Origin of the sequence: Paenibacillus sedimenti (assembly GCF_014534655.1) — a bacterium.
Classification (GTDB): domain Bacteria; phylum Bacillota; class Bacilli; order Paenibacillales; family NBRC-103111; genus Paenibacillus_E; species Paenibacillus_E sedimenti.
In genome coordinates this window covers 293474-309812 of sequence record NZ_JACVVD010000004.1, presented here as the reverse complement: position 1 = coordinate 309812, position 16339 = coordinate 293474, and the positions used below count along the sequence as shown (strand labels likewise).

24 protein-coding genes are annotated in these 16339 nt (G+C 44.8%); 20 read left to right on the top strand and 4 right to left on the bottom strand.

Annotated features, from left to right (window positions below; translation table 11 throughout):
- Positions 1-129 precede the first annotated feature (129 nt).
- Positions 130-1383: a glycosyl hydrolase family 28-related protein gene (locus ICC18_RS14305; protein ID WP_188175098.1), complete on the top strand. Its 1254-nt coding sequence runs from the start codon at positions 130-132 to the stop codon at positions 1381-1383.
- Between the two features lie 332 nt (positions 1384-1715).
- Here ICC18_RS14305 and ICC18_RS14300 read toward each other — a convergent pair whose 3' ends face one another.
- Positions 1716-2828, bottom strand: a complete 1113-nt coding sequence (locus ICC18_RS14300) for a tyrosine-type recombinase/integrase (protein ID WP_188175097.1) — start codon at positions 2826-2828, stop codon at positions 1716-1718.
- 3 nt (positions 2829-2831) lie between these two features.
- Positions 2832-3014: a hypothetical protein gene (locus ICC18_RS14295; protein ID WP_188175096.1), complete on the bottom strand. Its 183-nt coding sequence runs from the start codon at positions 3012-3014 to the stop codon at positions 2832-2834.
- Between the two features lie 147 nt (positions 3015-3161).
- On the opposite strand from ICC18_RS14295, the gene ICC18_RS14290 reads away from it, so the two are divergent.
- On the top strand, positions 3162-3299 hold the full coding sequence (locus ICC18_RS14290) for a hypothetical protein (protein WP_188175095.1): 138 nt from the start codon (positions 3162-3164) through the stop codon (positions 3297-3299).
- 587 nt (positions 3300-3886) lie between these two features.
- On the opposite strand, the gene ICC18_RS14285 is transcribed toward ICC18_RS14290, so the two are convergent.
- Positions 3887-4240, bottom strand: a complete 354-nt coding sequence (locus tag ICC18_RS14285; RefSeq protein ID WP_188175094.1) for a hypothetical protein — start codon at positions 4238-4240, stop codon at positions 3887-3889.
- A gap of 351 nt (positions 4241-4591) precedes the next feature.
- Between ICC18_RS14285 and ICC18_RS14280 the strand changes: the two genes are divergently transcribed.
- The 3 genes from ICC18_RS14280 (at position 4592) to ICC18_RS14270 (ending at position 5329) form a co-directional block, all read left to right on the top strand.
- Positions 4592-4786: a hypothetical protein gene (locus ICC18_RS14280; RefSeq protein WP_188175093.1), complete on the top strand. Its 195-nt coding sequence runs from the start codon at positions 4592-4594 to the stop codon at positions 4784-4786.
- A gap of 60 nt (positions 4787-4846) precedes the next feature.
- Positions 4847-4993, top strand: a complete 147-nt coding sequence (locus tag ICC18_RS14275; RefSeq protein WP_188175092.1) for a hypothetical protein — start codon at positions 4847-4849, stop codon at positions 4991-4993.
- Positions 4994-5098: 105 nt separating this feature from the next.
- Positions 5099-5329, top strand: a complete 231-nt coding sequence (locus ICC18_RS14270; protein ID WP_188175091.1) for a hypothetical protein — start codon at positions 5099-5101, stop codon at positions 5327-5329.
- A gap of 38 nt (positions 5330-5367) precedes the next feature.
- Here ICC18_RS14270 and ICC18_RS14265 read toward each other — a convergent pair whose 3' ends face one another.
- Positions 5368-6333: a HEPN domain-containing protein gene (locus ICC18_RS14265; protein WP_188175090.1), complete on the bottom strand. Its 966-nt coding sequence runs from the start codon at positions 6331-6333 to the stop codon at positions 5368-5370.
- Between the two features lie 98 nt (positions 6334-6431).
- Between ICC18_RS14265 and ICC18_RS14260 the strand changes: the two genes are divergently transcribed.
- The 15 genes from ICC18_RS14260 to ICC18_RS14190 all read left to right on the top strand — a co-directional run bounded on the left by ICC18_RS14260 (position 6432) and on the right by ICC18_RS14190 (position 16335).
- Positions 6432-6629 carry a hypothetical protein gene (locus tag ICC18_RS14260; protein WP_188175089.1) on the top strand — a complete coding sequence of 66 codons (198 nt, stop codon included), beginning with the start codon at positions 6432-6434 and terminating at the stop codon, positions 6627-6629.
- A 100-nt stretch (positions 6630-6729) separates the two neighbouring features.
- On the top strand, positions 6730-7182 hold the full coding sequence (locus ICC18_RS14255; protein ID WP_188175088.1) for an HNH endonuclease signature motif containing protein: 453 nt from the start codon (positions 6730-6732) through the stop codon (positions 7180-7182).
- 340 nt (positions 7183-7522) lie between these two features.
- Positions 7523-7825: an HNH endonuclease gene (locus ICC18_RS14250; protein WP_188175087.1), complete on the top strand. Its 303-nt coding sequence runs from the start codon at positions 7523-7525 to the stop codon at positions 7823-7825.
- Positions 7822-8040, top strand: coding sequence for a hypothetical protein (locus tag ICC18_RS14245; protein ID WP_188175086.1), 219 nt, complete (start codon positions 7822-7824; stop codon positions 8038-8040). Before ICC18_RS14250 ends, ICC18_RS14245 begins: the two co-directional genes overlap by 4 nt.
- Before the next feature lie 513 nt (positions 8041-8553).
- Complete coding sequence (locus ICC18_RS14240) at positions 8554-8967, top strand: hypothetical protein (RefSeq protein WP_188175085.1); 414 nt, start codon at positions 8554-8556, stop codon at positions 8965-8967.
- Positions 8964-10667 carry a terminase large subunit gene (locus ICC18_RS14235; protein WP_188175084.1) on the top strand — a complete coding sequence of 568 codons (1704 nt, stop codon included), beginning with the start codon at positions 8964-8966 and terminating at the stop codon, positions 10665-10667. Before ICC18_RS14240 ends, ICC18_RS14235 begins: the two co-directional genes overlap by 4 nt.
- A 26-nt stretch (positions 10668-10693) precedes the next feature.
- On the top strand, positions 10694-11905 hold the full coding sequence (locus tag ICC18_RS14230; RefSeq protein ID WP_223192599.1) for a phage portal protein: 1212 nt from the start codon (positions 10694-10696) through the stop codon (positions 11903-11905).
- The gene (locus tag ICC18_RS14225; protein WP_188175082.1) at positions 11880-12506 is read left to right on the top strand and encodes an HK97 family phage prohead protease; all 627 of its coding nucleotides are present in this window, start codon (positions 11880-11882) and stop codon (positions 12504-12506) included. The genes ICC18_RS14230 and ICC18_RS14225 overlap by 26 nt, the downstream gene beginning before the upstream one ends.
- Positions 12507-12527: 21 nt before the next feature.
- Positions 12528-13766 carry a phage major capsid protein gene (locus ICC18_RS14220; RefSeq protein ID WP_188175081.1) on the top strand — a complete coding sequence of 413 codons (1239 nt, stop codon included), beginning with the start codon at positions 12528-12530 and terminating at the stop codon, positions 13764-13766.
- A gap of 19 nt (positions 13767-13785) precedes the next feature.
- Positions 13786-14172, top strand: coding sequence for a hypothetical protein (locus tag ICC18_RS14215; protein ID WP_188175080.1), 387 nt, complete (start codon positions 13786-13788; stop codon positions 14170-14172).
- Entirely contained in the window at positions 14159-14455 is a 297-nt protein-coding gene (locus ICC18_RS14210) for a head-tail connector protein (RefSeq protein WP_188175079.1), read from the top strand. The genes ICC18_RS14215 and ICC18_RS14210 overlap by 14 nt, the downstream gene beginning before the upstream one ends.
- Positions 14452-14760: a phage head closure protein gene (locus tag ICC18_RS14205; protein WP_188175078.1), complete on the top strand. Its 309-nt coding sequence runs from the start codon at positions 14452-14454 to the stop codon at positions 14758-14760. Before ICC18_RS14210 ends, ICC18_RS14205 begins: the two co-directional genes overlap by 4 nt.
- A gap of 2 nt (positions 14761-14762) precedes the next feature.
- A complete protein-coding gene (locus tag ICC18_RS14200; RefSeq protein ID WP_188175077.1) occupies positions 14763-15218 on the top strand; it encodes an HK97 gp10 family phage protein in 456 nt (151 codons plus the stop codon).
- Between the two features lies 1 nt (position 15219).
- The gene (gene gp17 / locus ICC18_RS14195) at positions 15220-15615 is read left to right on the top strand and encodes a tail completion protein gp17 (RefSeq protein WP_188175076.1); all 396 of its coding nucleotides are present in this window, start codon (positions 15220-15222) and stop codon (positions 15613-15615) included.
- A 15-nt stretch (positions 15616-15630) separates the two neighbouring features.
- The gene (locus ICC18_RS14190) at positions 15631-16335 is read left to right on the top strand and encodes a phage tail tube protein (protein WP_188175075.1); all 705 of its coding nucleotides are present in this window, start codon (positions 15631-15633) and stop codon (positions 16333-16335) included.
- Positions 16336-16339: the final 4 nt, after the last annotated feature.

Genomic DNA, 16339 nt, shown 5'->3' with positions numbered 1-16339 from the left:
TTGATCAGATAAAATTAGCATTTGCTGGAACTATTGGTCAGATTTTTAATAATGTATCTTAGAGAGAGATGATCTTGATTGATCATCCCATCTTACAAACAGGACAATAAATTAGGAGGTGTTTGAAACATGTCCGGGCAATTTTTCGATATCACAGACTATGGAGCTGTAGGAAATGGGACAACAGATAATAGGGCGAATATCCAAGCTGCCATTGATGATTGTAGTACCTCTGGCGGTGGTTCGGTCTACGTACCTAACGGAACATATTTAATATCCAGCGCACTTACTATACCATCTAAAGTTAGCTTATTTGGGAATGGGGAACCTTCTGAAATCAAACCAGCATCGGGTGCTGCCTATGCCGGTTCCGCAGTAATCAATACGAATGGACAAGATTCATCGATTTCGAACCTCAAGCTGTCGTTAAACAACTCAGGAGAAATTGGTATTAACATTGCTGGCGGCACTTCAAAACTGAGAATCGACAAAGTGTATTTTTCTAATGGTTCGCAGGGTATTGCTTTCAACAACGATCCTTTAATGCCCGTAAACGACACGATCATAACTGATTGTAAATTCGATAAATCCGGGTATGGTGTGTTACTTTATGCTACTTCAAAAGGAAAGGGCTTGATCATCCGAGGATGCTATTTTTTTAACGGTGGTTATGATTACTTTGAAAGTAATAGAGCAGATTTTACGGACATCGTAATTATTAATAACAAATTTGATACTTTTACAACGACTGGGGCGTCAGATGGATTTGCAATAGGTATAGCCCGAGGTAATGGCATTACGATTACAGGCAATCAGTTCTATGGAATCCAAAGAGAAGCTATTCATATTGAGAATTCTTCAAAGGATATTGTAGTTTTTAATAACAAATTTGATGAGTGCGGGTATTCATTTTCCGATATTTCAGTAAACAACAAAGTAATCAACTGTATCAGCGGTTCTACAAACATCAACATTTATAAAAACTCTTTCAAGAATACAGGTCGAAGAGGAACGGCAATTTACATGGGGGCATCTGGAGGGATCAATGGCTCCAAGTATTCAGTTTATAATAATGTCTTTGCAGGATTTAGGGCGGCGATCGTGAATGATGAGCAGAAACAATGTGAATATGTTAGAAATGAAATCAGTGATTGTGACAAAGCGTTTGGCGGTTTCAAGCTATTTAGTCAAACATATATGTCAAATATCATTACAAATTGCTCATTTGGTTTCTCATATACGGGCTATAACCTGTATTGGTCTCCAACAGAGACACGGAATGTCTACCTGGATAACAAACTTGTTAATGTAACTACACCGTTTAAGACAGATGAGAATCCGGGTTACATGCAGAGGACGTTTCTCTGGAATCAAGGAATGTAAAAGTTGACAACATTGCGAAAATCAAATGAGATCGGTTAGCAAACGAGAGGTCGAAAAATGGAAGGGGCAACAAATGAAGCAGGATGAAAAATCCTTGCTTTTTTCTTTTTGTGGTGCTAATATTTCTTTTAATGTTACTTGTATTAAGTAAGTGCGAAATGAAACAAACAAAATCATAATTGAACCTTCGGGGCAGGAAGATTATTTCCAACCACTTAAAAACGCTCAAACCCATATATAACAAGGGTTTGAGCGTTTGTTTTTGGTCGTTTTTTTGATCTTGGTAGGAATTTTGGTAGGAAATGATGGATAACTAAAGAATCCCAAAGGAATCAAGTGAGCATTTTTTCTAAGTTTTTAACTGCATCAGCTTGAATGTTAGGCATCATGTGTGAGTATAGGTCGAGCGTTACTTTGATCGATGAGTGTCCAAGCAACTCTTGTACAATTTTTGGGTGCGTGCCTGCGCTTAAAAGGAGTGAAGCACAAGTGTGCCTTAGATCATGGAATCTGATCTTCCGAAGGTTTGGTGCCTTCTCTAATCGCCTAATCCAGAATTTATGGAAATTACTCCAGCTAACAGGTCGTCCATCTTTACCGCAAATAACAAGATCGTTGTCTTTGTAATTATCTTTTGCTTCCCATTTTTCTTGAATAACAACAGTTCGATGCTTCTTCAATTCAGCAACCACAACTGGAGGTATTGAGATAGATCGATTACCAGCAGTTGTCTTGGCACCATCTTTGATCTTCCCTTTGAAGGCTAGAATCTGACTAATACGGATCTGGCCATTATCGAAATCAACGTCTTTCCATCTCAATCCTAATATCTCTCCGCGGCGCATGCCAGTGTATATTGCAAGAATGAATAGGATCTTTAAGCGATGTTCAAATCCTCCAAGGAACTCTCTGACCTCATCCACCGTCCAATAATCAACAGAGGCTTTTTTAGCTCTTGGCTTTGAACCGTCAGCAAGCAAGTTGAAAGGATTTTTCACAATCAACTCTTTTATTGCTGCGTCTTTAAAAGATGTCTGGACAAGATTATAGATTTTTTTCACAGTCCCCGGAGCGAGGCCCTTCTCTTGAAGTTTCTTGACCATCCCTTCAATGTGAGTAACATTTACCTTTTGTAATGGGATCTGACCGATCTCAGGAATAATGTGATTTTTTAAATGTCCGTCATTCGTTGCTCTCGTTTGGTCTGAAATGTCTTGTTTGTTCGCTAGCCAATTCTTCACATATTCACCGTAAAGCATGGTCGAAGGATCTATATAATTTCCCTTCTCCCATGATACACGTGCCTCTGCTTCTGCTGCACGAGCTTCTTTCTTTCCGGTAAAGCCGCGCTTCTTAATTGTCTTTCTTTCTCCGCTAGCGTCCTTCACTTCGAATGCATAATAGTAATGTGCTTTCCCGCCCTTTTGATACTCGTAAATGGGCATGGGTTATTCACCCGCCTTTTTCTTGATTTCGATATATCGCTTTAATAGCTCATTCCGATCGTCAGCCATGAACAATTGACACAAGAACTTAACGGCCTGATCATCGCTTTTAAAATCAAACTCATCTTTTACTTGGTTCAAAAGCTCGCGAGTATCCTCATATATGTTTGCAACCTTACGTTCCATGAATATCCCCTCCGTTTGAGTTCATTATACATCGATATGAATTATTTTTTCAACAAAAAGAAATCATTTGCATTGACATTGATTTATTAATTAGCTATTATGAATTCATAAATCGTTGTTTTGAATTCAAAAAAAGGGGTGTTAGAAATGTTGAAACTAATTAGAGCTCGTGTTTATGAAATTCAGTGGGGCGGCTCGGTGATGCCTTATGTACGTTACTTTATAGATCTTGCAGAGATTGAGTCGTTCAAGAAAGAGACTGGCTACCGCGAGGAAATACTCTAATGACCCGTAACACTCTATTCGGCGGACGAATCACCAGGAACCGGCAAACATTCATATTCAAGCTCAAACGGAATGAGGCGCTTCATAGGCTTGGTTTACTTCATCTGCATAATAGACAATGGCAAAGAATAAGAAATATCAAAAATTAAATAAAATTCGCTCATTATGTTGAAAAGTATGCAAATTTTGACTTACGAACGCCACCTATAGATGAGAGGGAAAGACGCCCGACACACAACGAACAGCAGGCAGCGCCGCTACATTCCACATCCGCCGTGAGATGGCCGCCTTAAGTCCTGCTCATTTGCCGCGGGGATCGTCGCCCTCTTTTGGTTTTCTAATCGCAGCGAGGGAACAGGGGGTTTACAACAAAGCTTAAACGAGATCCGGACAACAGTAAATCATGGCCGCAGTCATCGTTGCGATCGTGGCTTTGTGGAAGTAAGTAAAAAACGGAGTTGAGTGGATATTGTTTATTTCACAATTACCGAACACAAAAAACTGCTTATGGTTGAATATGTCCCATAAACAGGCGAAGGAATTATCAAATTACAGTAGTTAATTTTTATTTGTGAAAAAAACATTAATTACCTTTTAGTTATTAGGTAAGGTGTTATTGTTCTTGGCACTGAAGTGTCATTCCAAATAACAATTCTCCATACACTGTCTGTAAATGGAAAATTCTCAGTTGAAAATACTTCAGGGTCAAATCCGCCTGTAAGAGACCATCCAGCACTGACAACCTTCCGAGTTGTTCCCACAGCTTCTAATTCAACAGTCATACGGCCCTCTGCGGGGATAATTGCATTCTGCAAGATATGGCGTCGAAATCCACCCCCAAGGTTCTGTGTAATACGTGCATTTGTCGTACGTAATCTGATGGTTCTTCCACGCCTTAAAGCTGGCATTCTTCTAACCTTGGATTTGATTTTAATTGTCACGATATAACCTCCTCAAATTTCTTACTATGTAATAAATGTGAAATTAAGGGAGGATGCTTGTGTGTTTAATCTAATTGATTCGTATATTTTTAAGCTATACGATGAGTTACTTACCATGGTCAAGTATCCGACAGAACTAATCCGCTCGTTATGATGCATAGCGAATGCCCGGAGATTGCTCGGAGTGAAATGACCGAGACTAAGGACAAAAGGGATGACGCCGAAAGGCGGGAGTTGCCTCCCGTGGGGGGCGCGCAGGTTCGAATCCTGCTTCGCTAATACCTTTATCAAAACTTGATTAGACATGCCTCGGCCTATGTCGGAAAATGTAGGAAGAGGGAGGTGGAAAACATGTCGGAATTAGCACCTGAAAATAATCAGCGTATGCATGAGTTAGTAATGAAGTTGAAAGATTTAGCTAAATACAGCGATAAAGAAGCAGCAAACAAAGAAGCTGTTGGAGTTTTGGTAGAAGCATTAACTTTACTTGGACAACTAGATATCGTCGTTAACTATAAGAAGTTAAATGAATACCGTATGGAATAAAGATTATGAAGGGCACCCACCGCGGTGCTTTTTTTATTGCCCATAGAAAGGATGATGACCATGTACCGGGACTGGTTCCTGAAAAGAATAGCCGCGCTGCGCTGGGACAGGGAGCTTTATGCAATAGCCGGCATGCATGTGTTCGCCGGGATGTGCGATAAGGCGATTGAGGTTTATGAGCGAGAGTTGAATAAGAAGCCCGAATAAGCCGTTTTATAGTTCCTGCTCCCGAATGTGTGTTCTATACCCGAAAATGGCTAGAAAGTGGCATTCTGTTCGTTTGGTGATGGATTGAAGGGTGGGATTGAGTGAATGAGAATGAGTAAGGAAAAAGATTTTCCGGAACCGTTGAAAGAGATACCAAAAACGGTGTATATGGAGTCGTATAGTACGTATGGGATTACTGCGGGATCTGCGACAAGGGAGATTCGAGTAGGCGGAATATCGTTTGGGCTTAGCATTTGTAACGGTAGCAGCTCGACAAGCGAGGAAGTAGAAGCGTTTAGAAAATTTATGGCGGAACGCAAGATGTTGAATCCGTAAAAAAACCACCAGTGGGGGCTAGTGGTTTATACATGGGGTTAGGATAATACAATTTCTTGAAACCAATTTTCATACTCTTCGTCCTTGAGACTCAACTTTTCAGCGTGCTCTGTTAACATGATGATCATAACCTGCCTTATGTAGTTATCGAGCTTTAGTGAAATATCAAGAACGACTTCTTTTGTTCTATAACTCCTATCTAACTGCTGACCGTGAACGAATGATGATCTTACGGCGTAAGCTCTTTTTATTTGGCTATATATCTCCTTTCTTTCTTCAAAATCTTTGCCTAACAATCTAGCTAAACGTTCGCCTATTCTATGTGTCAATTCAGTAGATTTTGATGCAGTAATGATTGATTCTAGAAACTGGACGTAAAATGCTATTTTTAGGGGGAGTAATGTTTCTGCTCTGGCATGTTTGATGAACCCCAACGCTCTATCAAAACGGCTTAGTTCGTTGTAGTGAATTTCATTATAATTAGTATCGTTAAAGTCAACACCTTTAAATGACTTGATCTTATCAGCGTAATTAATTGCTTGCTCGATTTCATCATCACTGAATTCAACGTCTTCTTGTATACCAGAGGCGTCAGTAACAACTCTCATATCATGACGATTTATGGAATATTTAAAGTCACCGTCATAACAGTATATATCGACTTCTGCGATATCAACGCTGTTATCTTTGATAAGCCACAGACCAAGTGTAAATAGCTTAATATTTTCAAGCGCGTCATGAGCGATGGAACTTGCAGAGTCAAATGCATTTTCAAAAGTCAGTTCAATACCAGGGATATTTTTGTGAGCGTAGAGATAAGGTTTTTGGAAAAGTACATCAACTTTAATTTTTCCGAATGTTTCATAAAAATTTGGGTTAACGATTTCACTAAGTAGTACATCTGAACTGTTGCTTAACCGGTAATTATCGAAGATTCTTTTACCTTTGGCTTTTTGATATTGCAATTTCAATTTATAAATACTCGAAACTATGGTGAAATTCAAAAATACCAACTCCTACCATTTTATTTGATAAACATATTTTTACACACAAGAATCTTTCTGTAAAACATAATTTATGAGACGAGGAAGGAGCGGATATATTGCTGAGATACTCAATGTACGTTGATGTCGTGGATCGATTTATTGTCTCTTTTGAAGATCCGGATGGAGAATGGGTAAAGTATGAGGATCTTGTTCATGAAATTCTTGACACACTGCAGCATGTGGCTAATATGACAACTTGCGAACAAACGAAACTATATCTGGCTGAACGTCTTGCATTACATACAAAGACTTAAATAAAAAAAGAAACTGTCAGGTTTCTAACCACCATCCCTGCATATACCCACATTCATGTAATGATGGGTTATTTGGCATTTCAGAAAACAAGGAGGAAATATGGCTGTAAAGAACAAGCTAACTCCTAAGCAGAAACGTGATCTTGAGGCGAAAGAGTACGAGGAAGTGGACAGAAAGAAGAAAGAAGCTCGATCTCCAATTTCAACTAAAGAGCTTGATGCTTTATTCCTTGAAATCATTTATTACGAGGAATCAAAAAGGTATTACTCACAGGAGTTTATTCAAGAGCTTCAAGGTATGCTATATGCCAATTACATCAAAACAGCTCACTGGATCAGGGCAAGGGCTGCTGCAATTTCAAAGCATGGGAAAGTGTGCTTCAATTGCAAAGTCACATTGGAAAAGGACATTAACGTGCATCACTTAACATATGAGCGTAGAGGTCATGAGGATCTGAACGACTTAATTGTTCTCTGTAGAGAGTGTCATTATGAAGTTCATAAATTCATGAGAAAGATAAAGAAAGAGTATAAGGACGTATTTCGAGACTAGGTTGTCGTGAAAATCGAGGGATACGGTCAAATACGAATAAATACGGAGATTGAAAATTATGCGAGTTTCGTGTATTTTATTAAATCTTTTAAGTGCCTCACAAATTCGCTGCGCTGTTTGTTCGTAGCTTGTTAAAGAATCAAACCCAATAGTGAGGTGAGTAACGGTTGACACAACAGCAGGAATTTGTACCGCAATGCTACACCTGCACTAATGCCAATACAGAAGCGACAAAGTGCAGCAAGAACTATGACCTCAATAAGATGCTGAGCATAGAAGATTATCTGAGTGTTGGTTGGGAAAAGCCATGCCCGTTGTTTGTTCTGAGGAAAAGCCAGACATGAAACCGTGGGCTAAAAAGTTCTATGCATCAAAGGCGTGGCGATTATGCCGTGACGCTTATTTTGTGTTGCGGCACGGATTATGTGAACGATGTCCAGGACCCGGTAAGATCGTGCATCATACGATCTACCTGACACCGGAGAACATCAATGATCCGAGCATATCGCTTAATCATGAGCACCTGGAACTCGTATGTCAGGATTGCCATAACAAAGAGCACCATGGCAGCGGTGAAGGCGTAACGAGTGAAGATACGATGTTTGATGAATATGGGAATTTGGTGAGGAGAGAGATGATGTGAAAACCTGCGATCATAAATACGTTAAACAAGCGTTTGCCATAACGCCTATCATTCCAACTGAAATCGAAAAGAGATTAATCGAGTCAATGGAGAATGCAATCAATGAGCAGTATGAACAGTTCTGGCAAATGAATGGATTTACAAGGGAGATGAGTAGCTATGGAAAGCAACATTTACGTGATCGATCCACCTGGTGGCACGGGACAATCGTGTGATTGCGGTAAGGAAGCGATGTTCCTGCTAGGCATACATGGTCATGATATACACATTTGTGAGGAATGTATTGGTGAAGTGGCAAAGAGAATCATAGACGGTTTGGTGTAAAGGAGATGATGAGGATGAGCGAAGCTTGATTATTTAGATAGGCTCATTAAGCTGCATGATTGTGATAATGAACGGGTTCAAAGATTATGTGACAGCATCGAGAAGGATTTGGGAATTCATAGGCTTGCTGAAGGTAGGATAGTGAATCATGGTCCGGCTGCTATCCTTGGAGAAGGAAGCGAGAGAGTGGTTCCTTTAAAGGATTTGGCTCTGACCAAAGGACAAGAATTAACGATTAAGATCGATGGCAAAGCATTAGCTGAATGGGTGAAGGGATATACCCAAGGGGGTACCCCCCCATCAACGGAATCATAGGGGCTTCCGTAAGACCGATGTGCCCCCTTCAGAGAATATACAGGTTACGCGCATGACCCCCCTCCCCCTAAAAGAGGTGATATTGAATCATGGCAAAAATGACCGCGGAAGAAAAGAAAACAAGTAGGGCTAAAGCGGCGAAGAAGACACGAGTTACCAGGGAAGAAAAGAGACTTCGCTTGGTTTACGCCAAGTTACCGAAAGATGCAGCGGCCATTGCCGACGGCCTTATTCGTCGTGCTGCCCATATGAGGATAACGCTTGAGGATTATGAGGTAGACCTCGATGACAAAGGCGCTGTCGAGATGTTCTCGCAATCCGAGAAGGCGGTGCCGTATGAGCGCGAGCGTCCCGTGGCTAGGTTATATAATAGCTTGAACAAGAACTATCAAAGCATCATCAAGCAGCTTTCAGACATGCTGCCCAAGCCTGAAGAGGGGTTAGCTCTAAAGGGTGAAGTCGATGACGGCTTTGATGAGTTCGTACACGGTAGAGACCGATGAGCGCCACCGCCGTATTAAGGAAACAATATCCCCTGACACATAACCCAATCCTAGCCTATTGGGAGCAAATTGAGTCCGGGGCCGTGACTGTTGGGGATAAGGTCCGGCGCATTTACAAGAAGCTCGCTGCTGACGTTGACGTTCAAGACTCGGAATACGAATACGATCCGAAGAAAGCCAACCATGCGATAGAGTTCATCGAGAACTACTGCAAGCACTCTAAGGGTAAATGGGGCGGCAAGCCGATTGACCTGGAGCTTTGGCAGCAGGCATTCATCGCCGCGACATTTGGTTTTGTTCATAAAATCGATGGCACCCGCAAATACCGTGAGGTGCTTTTAGTCGTTGCTCGAAAAAACGGGAAATCGACGATCGCATCCGGCATTGGTTTATACCTGCAGGTTGCCGACAATGAGCCCGGCGCCGAGGTATACGCTTGTGCCACGAAAAAAGATCAGGCCAAGCTCGTATGGGCCGAAGCTAAACGGATGGTCAACAAGTCGCCGGCGCTACGCAAGCGCATTAAGCCTCTGGTGTCCGAGATGGTCTCATCTTGGAACGATAGTATCTTTAAGCCGCTCGGAGCCGATAGCGAGACGCTGGACGGTTTGAACGTCTCTGGCGCCCTTCTGGATGAGATCCACGCATGGAAGGATAAGAACCTGTACGACGTTATTGTCGACGGTACGAGCGCAAGGGAGCAGCCGCTTCTCGTCATGATCACGACTGCGGGCACCATTCGCGAGGCTGTTTATGACATGAAGTACGAAGAGGCGGAAATGCTGCTCAGTAATATCGACAATCCGGACCGTGACGATCGGTTCTTGCCGATCATTTACGAGCTCGATAGCCGACAGGAATGGACTGATCCGGAATATTGGCCAAAAGCGAATCCGGGTCTTGGAACGATCAAAAAGGTTGACCAACTCCAGACCAAAGTCAACAAGGCGAAGAAGAACCCGATGCTGGTGAAAAACCTGCTTTGCAAGGATTTCAACATCCGGGAGACATCGACCGAGTCATGGCTAACCTTCGAGGATCTGAACAACGAGGCGACATTTGATGTGCGTGAGCTTGGTTTGAAGTACGGTATCGGCGGCGCCGACTTATCTGAAACAACCGACCTTACGGCGGCCAAAGTAATCGCGATGCGGCGGGACGATCCGACCATCTATGTGTTGCAGATGTATTGGCTTCCGGAAGACTTGCTGGAAGAGAGAACGAAGGAAGACAAAATTCCTTATGACCTCTGGCAGGAGCGCGGCTTACTGCGGACCACACCGGGCAACAGGGTGCATCATAAATTTGTTACCGAGTGGTTTGTCGAAATCCAGACCGAATACGGCATCTACATTCCATGGGTTGGTTATGACCGGTATTCGGCAGTCTATTGGGTTGAGGAGATGCAGGGGTATTTCGGGCTTAACTCCATGGAGCCAGTCGCACAAGGTAAGCAGACATTATCCGGGCCAATGAAGCTGCTTGGAGCTGACCTTGCAGCTAAAAAGGTGAATTACAACAACAACCCTATCGATAAATGGTGCTTGTCGAATACGAACATCGACCTTGATTTGAAGAACCAAACGATCCAGCCTCACAAAGGCAAGAACCAGAGGCGAAGGATAGACGGCACGGCTGCTCTTCTTGACGCATACGTCGCCCTTGAACGACACCGTGAGGAATATATGGGATTGATTTAGAGGGAGGAGGTGAGAAGCGATTGGGCATGTTTCAGAAGGTATTCAGTAAGTTCGCCGGAGCCATCGGCAGCGCCTTAAAATTGAGGTTCTTAAGTGGATACACTCCAACGTTCACACCGTTCGGAGATAACACCTATGAGAGCGATGTCGTCCGTTCTACGATCGATGCTATTGCTAGGAATGCAGCAAAGATTAAGGCCAAGCATGTTCGAGGTAAAGGCGGTAGCATTGGGGGCGCGATAGAGCGGCTGCTAAGCGTCAGACCGAATCCGAAGGAGAATGCCTATATCTTCTTGTACAAGGTCATTACGCAGCTGCTACTTCGTTCTAATGCGTTCATTCTGATCGACCGAGCTGACGCGATGGAAAGATACCGGGTACGGGGCTTTTATCCTGTGGACTGTGTTCAGGCGGAGATGCTGGAAACTCAAAATGAAAGATTCATTCGGTTTCGAATGAAGCAAGGCCAGACCTATACCGTTCCTTATGCCGACGTGATTCATTTGCGTCGGTTTTATTATTCCGACTCAGATTTCGGCAGCAGCAATGAGAAGCCTCTTTTACCGACTCTTGAGCTCATCCATGCGACTAATCAGGGGATCATTAACGCAATCAAATCGTCGGCATTTGTTCGCGGTATTTTGAAATTCACCCAGAATTTAAACCCCGCGGATAGAAAGAAGCAGACCGATGATTTCATAAACGATTACCTTAATCCGGAGAATGGCGGCGGCATTGCGGCGACGGACGTTAAGGCTGATTTCACACCACTTAACAATGATCCCAAGATGATTGATGCCAAGCAGATGGCGCTCATTGAACAGAAGGTCTATAAGTATTTCGGCGTCAACGAAAAAATTATAAATTCCAGCTACAACGAGGATGAGTGGAATGCCTTCTATGAGTCTGTAATTGAACCTATAGCCGTTCAAATCAGTTTGGAGACCACAGTTAAGGTTTTCACTGAAAACGAGCAATCACATGGCAATGAGATCGTCTACGAGGCAAACCGACTGCAATACGCCAGCGTGAAGACGAAGCTGGACCTGATGCAGATGGTGGATCGCGGGGCCATGACTCCCAACGAGTGGCGAGAAGCATTCAACATGGGGCCGATCGATGGCGGAGACAAGCCGATACGGCGACTCGATACTGCTGAAGTAACGACAAAGCCAGTTAAACAGACGACACCGAAGGGGGGTGAGGAAGAAGATGACGATGACAACGGAGACGCCTAATGCGCGTTGGAAAGATCGTGAATTCCGCGAATTCCAATTCGAAATTCGAGCAGCTACTCTAACCGAAGATGAAGGCGGCGAAGAAGCTCTCTACGTTGAAGGGTACGCTGTTCGATTCAATGAGACAACTGTCTTATGGGAATACAACGATGTGCAGTACAAGGAAAAAGTCGCACCTACCGCGTTGGCCGAAGCAGATATGTCCGACGTGATTTTCAACTACAACCACGGCGGTAAAGTGATGGCCCGAACTCGTAACAAAACACTGGAGTTGAAGGTGGATAGCAAGGGCTTGTTTATCCGTGCTCGCTTGGATGGTACAGAAGAAGGGCGGAAGCTCTACGAAGAGATCAAAGGCGGCTACATCGATCGTATGAGCTATGCTTACACGACGAAAGAAACCTCCTATGACTCCGAGACTCGCACAAGGACTGTCCTTAGAATCAAAAAAGTTTACGATGTGTCAGCGGTGGACATTCCCGCTTACGATACAACTTCAATTTCTGCTCGTTCGGCCTTCGAGGTAGAGATCGCGGAGGAAGAAAAGGCGGCGGCAGCTGCTGAACGACGGAAGAAGTTACTTTTAAAAACTTATCTATAATCCCAAGGAGGAATCGAATCTATGAAAAACTTGAAAGTGATCGAAAGAAAGCCATTTGCACTGTCTCTGAATATCCAACACTTCGCCGGCGGCAACCAACGATTGATCGAGATTGAAAAGCGCAAGGCTGAAATTAGAACAGCATTGGAAGGTACTGAATCGGTTGATATGGACGCACTGGAGACAGAACTGCGCAACCTTGAAACGGAAAAGAATGAAATTCAGCAACGCGAGCGTAGAGCAGCCATCGCCAAAGGGATCAATGTCGGTGATATCGAAGGTCGCCAAACGAGTGAATTCATTCCTGGTGACGTTCCAAATGAAGCACAGGAAGCCCGAAAATCTGCCGAACAACGAGGCAAAGCGCTGAAAGAAAATCGCTCGGTTACGGTCGGTTCGTCCAATGTCATCATGCCACGTCATGACGCGTCTGATATTCGGCCAACCTTTAACGAGGTATCGAGCCTTATCGATCGCGTAACTCATAAGCCTCTTCTCGGCGGCGAGAGCTACCGCCAGCCTTACCTGAAAGGATACGGCACTGGTGATTACACTGCAGAAGGTGCGAACTATACGGATGCTGATCCAGTATTTGACTATGCACAAATCAATAAATCCAAAATCACAGCATATTCCGAAGACTCCGAAGAAGTCCTGAAGCTGCCTGATGCTGATTACGATGGCGAAGTCATGAAGAATATCAGTGTTGCAACTCGCAAGAAAATTACTCGCGAAATCCTGATTGGTGACGGCACGACAAATCATTTGACTGGTATCTTCTCTACAGCCGCAACGGCAATCGTCGCTTCGACGGACTTGGAGATTTCAGCAATTGATGACACAACACTCGATGACATCATTTACAGCTATGGCGGAGACGAAGATGTCGAAGATACAGCGGTTCTGATCCTGAACAAAAAGGATTTGAAGGCATTCGCGAAACTGCGGGACATTAACGGCAAAAAGATCTACAATGTCGTGTCTAATGGAAACACCGGGACTATCGATGGCGTGCCGTTCATCATCAACAGTGCCTGCAAAGCGGTCTCTGACACTGCAACGACTGTAGGCCAATACTCGATGGCATACGGACCACTCTCAAACTACATGCTTACCATCTTCTCTGATCTCGACGTTCAACGTTCGACGGATTACAAATTCAAACAGGGCATGATCGCACACCGTGGCAGTGTGTTCGTCGGCGGTAACGTCGTATCAAAAAACGGCTTCCTGCGCGTGAAGAAAGCAGCAGCGGTATAAGAAAGGAGGCGCCTAATCGATGAGCAAACAACTAGCGCATGCAGTAATTAGAGCATTCCAGGATAAGTACACCTTAAGACACTATGCAGTCGGTTCAGCCTATCAAAACGATGATGATGACCGGATAGCAGAGCTTCAAAGTCTCGGATTCCTTGCTTGCTCTGAGGAGACAGAACCAACGCAAGACGAGGATACCGACGACCCGGCCCCCGGACTTGATAAGGATAGCCAAGACCCGCCTGCTGGCAGCCCTGGCGATACGACTGACGAAGACCGCCTCAAGCACGTTGGAGGCGGTTATTTCTTGCTCCCGAATGGCGAGAAGGTAAGGGGCAAGGATGAAGCTCTCGAAGCTCTGAAAGCCCTAGACGAAGCCGCCAAGGTGAGTCCCGATGCTGCTGAATGACATCAAGCGTGTGCTCCGCATTTCCGAAGCCAACACTGCTTTCGACACCGAGATAACGGACTTGATTGAGGCCGCCCGGCATGATCTATTCTTGTCGGGTGTCCTATCCTCAAAAGTGAATTCAGACACTGACCCACTAATCAAGCGGGCGGTGTCTGTTTATGTTAAGGCAAACTTCGGTTATGACAACCCAGATGCGGACCGGCTTCGGATGTCCTATGAGTCGTTGAAGGCTCATCTCACGCTATCGCAGGAATATACGGTCGAGGTGACAACTCCATGATGTGGCGGGATGTTATTTACTTGCTAACTGCGACGAAAACGAAGAATGGATATGGCGAGGAAGTCGAAGGGGACCCGGTGCGGCGAGAAGTTTTCGCTAATAAGAAGTCGGTACGACAGTCGGAGTTTTATCAGGCATTAGCCGTTGGGATGAAACCAGAACTTGTATTCGAGATACAAGCCATTGAGTATAAAGGCGAGCTTAAGGCCGATTTCGAAGGTACTGTCTACCATATCATTCGCACTTTTTCGAACAATGGCGAAACGTTGGAGCTTATTCTTTCACGGTTCCCGATGGGGGGATGAGCATGGCACGTAGTGAGATTATCGGCATGAAAGAACTGGAACGCGATATCAAGTTACTTGGTCGAGTTCCACAGGCAGCGGCTAACAGGGGCGCGAATGCCGGGGGACGGATTGCTTTAAGGGCTGCGAGGGCGTACGCACCGGTAGAAACCGGAGCGCTGAAAAAGGGCTTATTCCTCAAAAAGGAACGTAAAGTTAAGCCCGGCAAGGCTGTATACGATGTTATGCCGGATCCCGCCAAGAACGACATCTTTGTCAAAATAAGCAAAGAAGGTAATCGAGCCTATTACCCAGCGTCTCAGGAGTATGGCTTTTTGACCGTGGACGGCAGGTTGATACCGGGCAAGCGTTACATGAGGCGAGCGATTGACGAGCACACGGGCGAGATCGAGCGGGCAGTACTGGAGGCCGCAGGAAAAGAACTTGATAAGGTGCTGCGCAAAAAGGGGATGAGATAGAATGGCGCAAGATTTTGAGGAGGCAATGACTGAAGAGTTTGAAACAATCACAGCATTAGGAGGCCGTGTATATCCCGTCTTTGCGCCGGAGGCTAACGCTGGTCAGGGTGTGCCCTATCTCATTTACACTTCCAGCGCCGGAGTCCGTACGAAGACACAAGACGGCTACCAGACTGGTCGTGAGGTGAGGGGTGAGTTGAATGTTATTACAGCTCGATATGCCGATCTCAAAACGCTTGTGAATGCCGTAATTGAGAAATTCATCTCATTTGCACAGCGAAGCATCGGCACTGACGGACCATACATTCAAGAGGTTACTTACGAGCAGCCGGTAGAGCTTTATGAGCCGGAGCCGAAGCTGCACCGATGCGTGATTGAATTTGAAGTTTATTACTAGGAGGATGATCATCCCATGCCACAAAGATCGTTAGGAACAAAAATCCGAATCGGTGCGAATTTTATTGCGGGTTTGACAGATATCGGTCCGCCGCAAAAAAGCGCAGAGACCATAGATGCTACCACATTGGACAGCCCGGGCGGGTACAGAACCTTCGTACAGGGTTTCAAAGATGCAGGCGAGGTTTCGATTTCAGGCTACTTTGAATCAGGCGATGTCGGACAAGTGAATATCGACTCGATATTCGAGAGCGGCGCGTTCGAGACGTTTGAAATCCTTTACCCTAACGGGTCATCGTATACTTTCTCGGGGATCGTTACGGGGCTGAATGGCGGCAGCGCCACTCTGGACGGACTGCTCGCTTGGGAGGCCACAATCAAGATTAGCGGCAGTGCACCGCTTGCAACGACAGCGAGCAGCGGGTTGACGGCTTTATCCTTAACAGGCGCAGGCGGGACACTAAGCCCTGCTTTCAGCGCCGGAAACCGAAGCTATACGTTTGGCGGTGTAACAGCCTCAAGCATTACCGTAACGGCTACGGCAGCAAGTCATGCGCTCAAGTTGTACATTGACGGTGTGTATAGTCAGGACCTGACAAGCGGATCGGCATCAGCCGCAATTGCGCTTACGCTTAATGTCGGTAAGAAGCTGACTATTATCGCCACAGAATCCGGTAAGACGTCAGTGGTATATGAGATTGTGGCCATTAAGACAGCCTAGTAAA